This is a genomic window from Pedobacter sp. SAFR-022 (assembly GCF_051965375.1).
Taxonomy (GTDB): Bacteria; Bacteroidota; Bacteroidia; order Sphingobacteriales; family Sphingobacteriaceae; genus Pedobacter.
In genome coordinates this window covers 241310-250835 of the sequence record NZ_JBQCME010000003.1, presented here as the reverse complement: position 1 = coordinate 250835, position 9526 = coordinate 241310, and the positions used below count along the sequence as shown (strand labels likewise).

The 9526-nt window shown below is 44.7% G+C and carries 8 protein-coding genes and 3 tRNA genes; 8 read left to right on the top strand and 3 right to left on the bottom strand.

Features of this window, described 5'->3' with window-relative positions; translation table 11 throughout:
- The 6 genes from ACTHQF_RS09515 to ACTHQF_RS09490 all read left to right on the top strand — a co-directional run bounded on the left by ACTHQF_RS09515 (nt 1) and on the right by ACTHQF_RS09490 (nt 3626).
- Nucleotides 1–72, top strand: a tRNA-Gly gene (locus tag ACTHQF_RS09515).
- Between the two features lie 48 nt (nt 73–120).
- Nucleotides 121–205, top strand: a tRNA-Leu gene (locus ACTHQF_RS09510).
- 75 nt (nt 206–280) lie between these two features.
- Nucleotides 281–353: transfer RNA gene (locus ACTHQF_RS09505), tRNA-Gly, on the top strand.
- Between the two features lie 69 nt (nt 354–422).
- A complete protein-coding gene (locus tag ACTHQF_RS09500; protein ID WP_440429931.1) occupies nt 423–1640 on the top strand; it encodes an MFS transporter in 1218 nt (405 codons plus the stop codon).
- Nucleotides 1641–1742: 102 nt separating this feature from the next.
- Nucleotides 1743–2282 (top strand): DUF4140 domain-containing protein, encoded by a 540-nt coding sequence (locus tag ACTHQF_RS09495; protein ID WP_440429930.1) that lies wholly within the window; start codon nt 1743–1745, stop codon nt 2280–2282.
- 12 nt (nt 2283–2294) lie between these two features.
- The gene (locus ACTHQF_RS09490) at nt 2295–3626 is read left to right on the top strand and encodes a DUF4139 domain-containing protein (protein WP_440429929.1); all 1332 of its coding nucleotides are present in this window, start codon (nt 2295–2297) and stop codon (nt 3624–3626) included.
- 29 nt (nt 3627–3655) lie between these two features.
- Here ACTHQF_RS09490 and ACTHQF_RS09485 read toward each other — a convergent pair whose 3' ends face one another.
- Nucleotides 3656–4054 carry a PH domain-containing protein gene (locus ACTHQF_RS09485; RefSeq protein WP_440429928.1) on the bottom strand — a complete coding sequence of 133 codons (399 nt, stop codon included), beginning with the start codon at nt 4052–4054 and terminating at the stop codon, nt 3656–3658.
- 89 nt (nt 4055–4143) lie between these two features.
- Nucleotides 4144–5226 (bottom strand): DUF5694 domain-containing protein, encoded by a 1083-nt coding sequence (locus ACTHQF_RS09480; protein WP_440429927.1) that lies wholly within the window; start codon nt 5224–5226, stop codon nt 4144–4146.
- Between the two features lie 209 nt (nt 5227–5435).
- Between ACTHQF_RS09480 and ACTHQF_RS09475 the strand changes: the two genes are divergently transcribed.
- Both ACTHQF_RS09475 and ACTHQF_RS09470 read left to right on the top strand, forming a co-directional pair.
- On the top strand, nt 5436–6449 hold the full coding sequence (locus ACTHQF_RS09475; RefSeq protein ID WP_440429925.1) for a sensor histidine kinase: 1014 nt from the start codon (nt 5436–5438) through the stop codon (nt 6447–6449).
- A 22-nt stretch (nt 6450–6471) separates the two neighbouring features.
- Nucleotides 6472–7206: a LytR/AlgR family response regulator transcription factor gene (locus ACTHQF_RS09470; RefSeq protein ID WP_440429924.1), complete on the top strand. Its 735-nt coding sequence runs from the start codon at nt 6472–6474 to the stop codon at nt 7204–7206.
- 5 nt (nt 7207–7211) lie between these two features.
- Here the strand turns inward: ACTHQF_RS09470 and ACTHQF_RS09465 are convergent, their stop codons facing one another.
- Complete coding sequence (locus ACTHQF_RS09465; RefSeq protein WP_440429922.1) at nt 7212–9518, bottom strand: glycosyl hydrolase family 95 catalytic domain-containing protein; 2307 nt, start codon at nt 9516–9518, stop codon at nt 7212–7214.
- Nucleotides 9519–9526: the final 8 nt, after the last annotated feature.

Genomic DNA, 9526 nt, shown 5'->3' with positions numbered 1-9526 from the left:
CGAAAGTAGCTCAGTTGGTAGAGCACGACCTTGCCAAGGTCGGGGTCGCGAGTTCGAATCTCGTCTTTCGCTCTAAATGTCTTCCTACCAGGAGGCATTTATTTAGAAGGTTAATAGCCTGCTCAGATGGTGGAACTGGTAGACACGCAGGACTTAAAATCCTGTGACCTTAAAAGTCGTGCGGGTTCGATTCCCGCTCTGAGTACTAAAAAGCTGTTTTAATTGACGGCTTTTTTTTATGGTCAACTTAAGACCGGAACATCGGAGATGTTTAAATCATGCGAAAGTAGCTCAGTTGGTAGAGCACGACCTTGCCAAGGTCGGGGTCGCGAGTTCGAATCTCGTCTTTCGCTCTAAAGCCTTCCAATTTGGAAGGCTTTTTTTGTGGACTTCATTTTAGTCTGCCAGCAATTAAGATAACGATGAAGATACTTTCCGATAAAAAAGTAGGAAATCAGGGGATCGCCACCATACTGGCATTTGCACTATTGCCACTTTCGGGCTTTGCAACCGATATATACATTCCCTCAATGCCCTCTATGGAGGCTGCATTAAGTGTGAGCAGCTTACAGGTTCAGCTTACCTTAAGCTTTTTCCTGATCAGCTACGGGGTCGGGCAGCTTTTTGTCGGCAGTATTGTCGATAGCTTCGGGAGGTATAACATCAGCCTTGGTGCATTAATTCTCTTTATCATTTCCTGTTTCGTCATTTCCAATACCGGAAACATTTATCTCATTTACCTCATGCGAATTGTACAGGGGATAACCGTTGCAAGTATCGTAGTGGCCAAACGGGCGTTTTTTGTAGACGTGTATTCCGGTGATCAGCTGAAGGCTTATCTCAGCATATTTACGATCGTCTGGTCTACGGGACCGATTATCGCACCATTTTTAGGAGGCTATCTGCAGAACTTCTTCGGTTGGGAATCAAATTTCTATTTTCTTGCTGCCTTTGCAACGATAATTCTGGTGCTTGAGCTGATCTTTAGCGGTGAAACGATTCGTCAGCAAACGGAATTCCGGATCCGCAAAATTATTCAGATCTATGGCGAAATGATTAAGACAGCGAGTTTTACCTTAGGCATTGTTATGCTGGGCCTGGCGTATTCTATGGTGATGGTTTACAACATGTCCGGACCCTTTATCATTGAGCATGCCTTTGAGATGAGTCCTATTGTGACAGGCTATTGTTCGCTCATTCTTGGCTTCGCATGGATGGTTGGTGGTTTCATCGGAAAAGCGACCATAAAAAGTCCGATGCTGAAGAAGATGCTGGTCAATGTTGGCTTGCAGTTAACATTTACGATATTGATGATTTTGAGCCTCGGCTACTTGGAGAACCTCTATACGCTGTTGTTTTTCGCATTTCTGATCCATGTTGGCGCAGGTTATACCTACAACAACTACTTCGCTTACTGCCTCACCAGGTTTCCTAAAAATGCGGGAATCTCTGGCGGGCTCACAGGAGGTATTGTATATATCCTGGTTTCCTTCCTGAGTTACAAAATCATTGATGTATTTCCGGCCAAAGATCAGCTGAACCTAAGTTACGGTTATTTCGTACTTGCCTTAGGTTCTTGTGTACTGATGTTTATTCTAGCAAGATATCTAAATAAACCTGGCCAGCAAAGGGAAGCATAAGAACCTTGAAAAGTCCCGATCACCATGCCTTACAAGAGGTACAACGTTAGGTGATATCGACGATTTTTCCTACTTTGCTAGTCAAACATTAACGTCAAGCGAATGAATTTACGAATAGCGCTCACGCTTTTTCTCTCCACTGCTTTTTCTTTGAACTATGCACAGGATAGGTCACTGACCCCGGATTCTAAGATAGAAAGAGTCATTGTTTTTCTGGATGGTGCACAAATTGAACGTACCTCAACGGCCACGATCCCGGCAGGAACATCTAGTATTGTCTTTCATGATCTTTCACCAGAGATCGAAGAACAGAGTATCCAGGTGAAAGGCGCAGGGAACTTCAGCATTCTTTCTGTTGTTCGCCAAAATAACTACCTGAATGAACAGAAAGCCAATGAGGAAATGAAAATCCTTGAACAAAGGCTGAATGGCCTGAATGACCAGGTAGATATCAAACAAAACAACATTCTCAACCTGAAGAAAGAAGAGGATTTGCTGGCTGCTAACCAGAGTGTAGGAACCGGGGGAGCAGGACTTGACCTGAATAAGTTGAAGCAGCTGCTTGAATTTCAACGAGCAAGATTGACAGAAAACAAGTTAAAGCAACTGGAAAATGAGAAAGCGATTAAGCGGCTTAACTAAGATATTTCAAAATTGCAGAAGCAAAGTAATGAACTTAGGGACAAGAACAGGAACAACACCAGCGATATTGTCGTAAAAGTGAATGCAAAGGCACCAACTGCCGGAACGTTCAGAATCACTTATCTTATTAAAAACGCACGCTGGTACCCTTCTTACGACATCCGCGCAAGGGCTGTAAACGAGCCGGTGGATTTAATTTATCGCGCGAATATCAGTCAACAGAGTGGGGAAGCATGGAAGAATGTAAAATTGGTGCTTTCCTCCGGCGACCCTTCGCGGGGAGGAAACAAACCTACATTGAAGCCGTATCAAATTGGATATAACACATCATCCTATGCCCCAGCATCTAATATAAACCGGGTAAGTGGCAGGATAACGGATATGCAGGATGGCTCAGCGTTGTCCGGAGTAAGTATACGGATGAAAGGAACGTCAATTGGCACCACCTCTGATGCAAATGGCGATTACGCCATACAGATTCCTCCGGGAAATGCTTCTCTGGAGTATGCCTTTGTAGGTTACGAGACCATCGAACGGCCGGTCACAGCAGCCGTAGCAAGTGTGCAGCTTGAGCCAATTACCGCTTCATTAAACGAGGTCGTAGTTGTTGGTTACGGCGCCAAGGGTACTTCACCGGTACTTGCCTCCCTGCAGGGGAAAGCGCCGGGCCTAGCCATCCGGGGGAAATCCAACGTTTCGGGCTCCATTCCGCTACAAGTAGCGGTTCAGCAGAACCAAACAACGGTTCAGTTTGAAGTTGCGCAGCCTTATACCATGCTCAGCGATGGAAAGCAATTGACCGTGGAACTTGCGGAACATCATTTAGCAACGGATTACAACTATTATGCAGTTCCAAAGCTGAGTGAAGATGCTTACCTGAATGCCTCATTGACAGGAATAACGGACCTCAATTTAATGAGCGGTGAAGCCAACATTTTCTTCGAGGGTGCTTTTCTAGGTAAAACTTTGATTGATGTACAGCAAGCTAGTGACACACTGACCGTTTCCTTGGGTGTAGACAAAAATCTAATTGTAAAACGTATTCAGCAGAAAGATCAGAACAGTAAATCGGCGATCGGCTCTAATATGCGGGCAACCAGGTCCTTTGCTTATCAGATTTCAAGCAGGAAAGCTGTGCCTGTAACGCTGCATGTGGAAGATCAAATACCGGTTTCCACCAGCAGTGAGGTATCCGTCGAGAAGCTGGAACTTTCCAATGCCGATTTGGATGCAAACTCAGGTATGTTAACCTGGAAGCTACAGCTGCAACCTAATGAGAAGAAGGAGCTCGAAGTGGTTTACCAGGTAAAATATCCGAAGAATCGGCCAATTCAATTGGAATAGAACCGTTGTACTAAGCAAAAAAACTGGTTTTACCGCACCTTAATTGCCGGATTGGCAGCCATTAGGGCTTGAACGAAAGCATCAGCATTAGCGGGCGACATGTAGATGTCGTCCCATTTATTGTATCTTATGATTATTCCCTTGCTTGCAGTAGCTGGTCTTAAACCTGCAAACATGGTTTTGTTTTTTCTGATTTCAACAATGCTGCTTATTTCGATCGAACCCTTAAGCAGCGCGGATTTGTAGTGCAGCTTATTGTCCGAAATCACGTAATGGGTATCAAAGATTGTCCATAGTAAGTAAAACAAGGTGGCAAGTATTACCACAAAGGGTATATAACACTCATTAACTAAGCAGAACAAGCTTAAAAACAATAAGAAGCTACTAATGGCCATCATCGAAAAGCCCTTACGTGAATAGAATTTCATAAGCTGCTATTATGCATTTTGTACTTGTCAACTAAATTTCAATATCCTGAATATCTCTGATGCAAAGATAGGAGCTAATCATTGTTTTTTCAATTGGCAGCCGGAGCCAGATCGAGAAAACTCACAATCTTTACGTTTGGATCTTTTGCCAGGATATCTTCCATAAGCTTCCTGTGCCCTGCACCGACGCCAACGATCACCCTTTTTGCATGATTGGCTTTGGCCTGACGAAGTACGTTCGCACACATCCCTTCATTTCTAAGCGTCCATTGAGCAAACATGTCTTTAATATGCTGATCCGGGAAGCCTGCCCAACCGTAAAAGCGGCTACCGCCATAAAAGTTCCACGCATCATTTAACTCCGCATATCTGGGATGCGCCATATTGTAATAAGGAGATTTTGTCATGTGCTTTTCGTCTTCCGGTGTCAGGTTCGAATACTTGATAATTGCTGCGTAGGTTTTCGCCTCTGCTGAACTGGTGTCAGCTTTAGCCTTCGTTCTAAGCACTTTGAACGCGGAATCAGCTTTTGCCCATGCCTCAGACCAGGGGCGGTCGTACTTCTGACAATCCATCGGATAAATCTGATTCTGTTTCAAGCCATACAGCAAGGGGAAGTAGATATTGGTGTACTCACTCAATGGGCGGTAAAGGCGCAGCTTCTTCAGACTGTCCAAATTGCCGAAATGTTGAGTATAGTAGGCCATCTCTGATTTACCAAAGTGCTTTTTCATTTCATGTTCTATCAGGTAGATTTGGTAATCGGCATTACCACGGTCACTTTGCATGATGTACCAGGCTGTAAGATCCATCCTGACTTTGTGCAGGTAAGGAAACTTTTGCAATGCGCTTTGGGCTTCCTGGATTTTCTTGTTCAGGTTTTTTGGTGTTTGTCGGTAGGTCTTTGCAATGAACTCTTTCGATTTCTTCATGCCTTGGAATGCCCAGGTTCCCGGCTCAAGTGCTTCGTAGTCTGCAGGGGAGAGGTACTCACCAAAAACCATATCCGGCTTGAAGTTGGTCAGTTTTCGTACGACCATGTCGTAGTCTTCCGCACCCGGTTTATTTTCATGGTCCGAGCCCAGCACAAGGATTTCCGTCGTTTGTGCAACTACGCCTGTACTAAAAAGCAAGGCGATAAAGGTTAATAAGATGCAGATGTTTGTTTTCATATTGTTCATTTATATTTTGATTGTGTCTCAAAAATGAACTTCGTCTGCTGGCTGAAAAATATTATGATCCGAAATGGCTGGAACATTATCCCAATCGCTATATTCCAGATTTCAGCACTTAAGCTGCAAAACAGCGGCATTGGTATATAAAAAGGGTATGTTCGGATAAGAAAAGCGGAATCCTTGAGATCTTTCAATAGTTTTAGATCATGAAGAAATTGAGCATCGTAACCATACACATTATTTGCTGGACAGTCCTGCTGCTTTATGGTTATGGAAGTTACCTGCTCAAAGAAGATTTCAGCTTTTATGATATCGCTTTCGGCATGTCGATATCCCTCGTGCAGGTGATTCAGTTCTATATCTGTTACCTATGGGTGTATCCCCGGTATATGCGGCGGGGAAAAGTGCCACAATTGATCGGCGGTTTGCTGGTTGCCTTTTTTGTATTTGTAACTTGTCGTTATCTGCTAGAAGAGGTGATCTACCGTGCGGTCTTCGGTATTCACAATTACTCGGACGACACCAGTTTGCAGCATTACATTTTGGACAATGTTTATTATGGAAGCTTCTACATTGTGGTTGCGGGAGCAGCCTGGGGCGTCGTGAATGCGTTCCAAACGGAGAAGCATCAGCGCTTGCTGCAGGCGGAGGCGAAAAAAGCGGAACTCGCATTCTTGAAGTCCCAGATCAACCCCCATTTTCTTTATAATACGCTCAACTACGTCTATTCACTGGCGATTCCCGTTTCCGAAAAGCTGGCAGATGCTGTGTTGAAGCTTTCTGATTTGATGCGTTATACCTTGCAGGACAGTCCTGATGGGATGGTTCTGCTACACAAAGAAATTGAGTACCTGGAGAGCTATATTGCCCTGTTCAGGATGCGCTTTGAGCCAGCCTTTTACGTCCGGTTCAGCTTACAAGGCATTGCTGAGCAAAAGATCGCTTCTTTATTGCTTATTCCATTTGTGGAAAACGCATTTAAACACGGCGTGGTAAATAATCCTGAATATCCTGTTGAGATCACTCTGAAGATTATTGGGAAACATCTTGAATTCAGGGTTTCCAATTTGATCAACCCTGGGCAGAAAGATCATTCGAGTGGTATCGGCCTGGTTAATATTCAAAGACGCCTGGATTTGATCTATCCTGATCAACATGAACTTAACGTTGAAAAACATGAAAACTATTATGCGTCGTCTTTGATCATAGCATTAAGTTAATGTTGTTGTTTAAATTTAGCCTATGATACGCTGCCTTGCCGTCGATGACGAAGCTTACGCCTCAGAGATCCTTGCGGGATATATCCGGAAAACGCCCGGCCTGGAGCTTGTAAGTACCACAACTAATCCTTTCGATGCCATTCAGCTGGTGCAATCGGGTGAAGTGGATTTGGTGTTCCTGGACATTCAAATGCCTGAGCTAAATGGAATTCAATTTTTAAAGATATGTGGCCGTAGCTGTAAGGTCATCCTAACGACGGCATATGAGCAATATGCATTAGAAGGCTTTGAACATGATGTAGTAGACTATCTTATGAAACCCATTCCGTATGATCGTTTCTACAGAAGTATCATGAAAGCCAAACAACTTTTTGAGGGCGATACACCGAAACTAAAAAATGAACCGGAGCATGCTAACGGAACTGCTTTCGCAACCGATTATATTTTTCTAAAAGGGGACAGCAAAAACAAATTCATTAAAGTTGATCTGAAAGATATCATATATATAGAGGGTTTGAAGAACTACATCTCCGTTTATACGAGCACACAACGTTTGATCACTTACCAGTCATTACGGGATTTTGAAGCCCAGCTTCCACCCACCGAGTTTATCCGGGTACATAAATCCTATATTATTCCATTTGGAAAAATCAGCACGGTCGACGGCAATAGCTTATTCATAAACAACCAGCTGATTCCCATCGGCGACGCCTTCAAGGAGGCTTTCTTTAAGGCTATCAAGGAGCGGAGGTCCTGAAGGGCTTACTCAAGCGCTACAAAGTGGTATTCTTTGCCAGGTTTAGTTTCGAAGCTGTACTCGATCTGCTTACCTGTACTTCTTGCACCCAGGTTTTCCATCCTGCTTTTTAAGGCTGTTGTTGAACTTATACGGCACAAACCTCCCGAAAGTGACTTGATGCTAAGTGATGTAAGCTTGCCGTTTTTCCAGCTGAGATTGGTGATCTCAAAGTTGCCCCGGGCTTTTAAGCCACTTACATTGCCCTTAGGCCAAGCTACAGGAAGTGCAGGTAGAATTTGAATGGTTGGAGTTTGACTTTGTACAAGCATCTCGGCAATGCCAGCGGTATACCCGAAGTTTCCGTCGATCTGAAAAGGTGGGTGTGCGCAGAATAGGTTCGAATAGATTCCTCCACCATCATTATAATTGAAGCCTTTTTCCCCAGCTGGGGTAATGAAATTTTGCATGATCTTGTTTGCATGATCCCCATCCTGAAGTCTCGCCCAGAAGTTCATTTTCCATGCCATAGACCAGCCTGTTGAAGCATCGCCACGTGCCAGTAAGCTAACCTTTGCAGCCTGTGCAAGTTCAGGTGTTTCCGTGGTGTTGATTTGCCTGCCCGGGTGTAGAGCAAAGAGGTGTGACACATGTCTGTGTTTATCTGTTGGGTCATCACGGTCGGTTTCCCATTCCTGTAGCTGTCCCCATCTGCCAATCTTAGGTGGAAGCAGACGTTCACGCAGATCGCTTACACGTTTGGCATATTCCTGATCAATTTCTAAAATAGCTGCGGTTTCCAGGTAGTTGGTAAACAGGTCCCAAATAATTTGATGGTCGTGAGAGATGCCGTCTTCTGTTGGGCCATGTTCCGGCGACCAGCCAAGCGGAGCAACCAGGGTGCCGTCAGGTCTTCTTTTCAAATGATCATCCCAAAACTCAACAACCTCTTTCATAATGGGGTAAGCAAACTCACGCAGGTACTTTTCATCCTTGTTAAAGGCATAATGTTCCCATAGTGCCTGAGCAAACCAGGCGCTCCCAGGCGTGTTCCAAAGGAAGCTTTCTCCACCAAAGGGATTACCTTCGGTGCGTACGGTCCAGCCGCGTACACCTGGATACTGTTTTTTGGTGTGCATCTTTTTGACTTCACGAATGCTGTTGATATAGTCCAGATAGGGAACATGACACTCGGCAAGGTTTGTTGGCTCCGCAAGCCAGTAATTCATTTGGATGTTGATGTTGGAGTGGTAATCGCTTCCCCAAGGTGGGGTATTGCTGTTGTTCCATAGCCCTTGAAGGTTTGCCGGAAGTCCACCCGCTCTGGACGATGCAATCAGCAGGTATCTGCCATATTGAAACAGTAAGCTCTCCAGCTGCGGGTCTTTGGTGTTCTTATAGTTGAGTACACGGGCAGCAGTGGTTTTTTGGTTTAGACCGGGATTACTGCCCAAGTCTAATTTCACCCGAGCGAAGAGCTGTTTATAATCTTTCAAATGACTCTCCATCAGGGCTTGAAATTTCTTTTTTGCAGCTGCATTCAGAACCCTGCTGTTCTGGACCGCAGGATCTTCGCCTTTCCAATTTTGATCTCGCTTATTGATGAAGTCTGTAGATGCCGTAAAGATGATACTAAAACCATCTGCATTACTGATTTTAAAAGCGGATCCGCCCTGCTGATCCGGTACAATACTGCCACTACCGCCTTCCAACTGTATCAAGGCACTTGCCTGGTACTTCATTCCATTATTCAGACGCCCCGCAAAACTTATGGTCTGGCCCGCTATGGAGGCTTTACTTCCATGTTCATCTTTAAGTCGAATGACAGCGGAGTAGGCACCTTTTTGATCTGCAGCAAACTTCAGGACCATCACTTTATCTGGAAAACTCGTGAAATACGTCCGGTTGAACTTAACCTGGTTCTGGGTATAGCTAATTTCATGTACCGCATTTTCAAGATCCAGGCTACGCCTGTAATGATCCACCCGGTCAGCGGACTGGCCATTGGGCTTGCCCTGTCCGAAATCGATGAGCATATCACCGAAAGCCTGATACATCCCACGATCAGACTCGTCACCTGTCCACAGCGTATTCTCATTGAATTGGATACGTTCCTGTTGAACACCGCCGAAGATCATGCCCCCAATTCTGCCATTGCCAATAGGATAAGCCTGCGTCATCCAGTCTGCCGCTGCTTTATCATCCCATAATACTAGCTGCGGTTTTGCCGCAGTTGAGCGGGGCGTTTGGGCAAGGATCTGCTGTTTGATGATCATCAGATGTAGGAAAAAAACAAGAATAAGGGTGGATAGGAACTTGATCTTGAACTGCATAGTTAAAT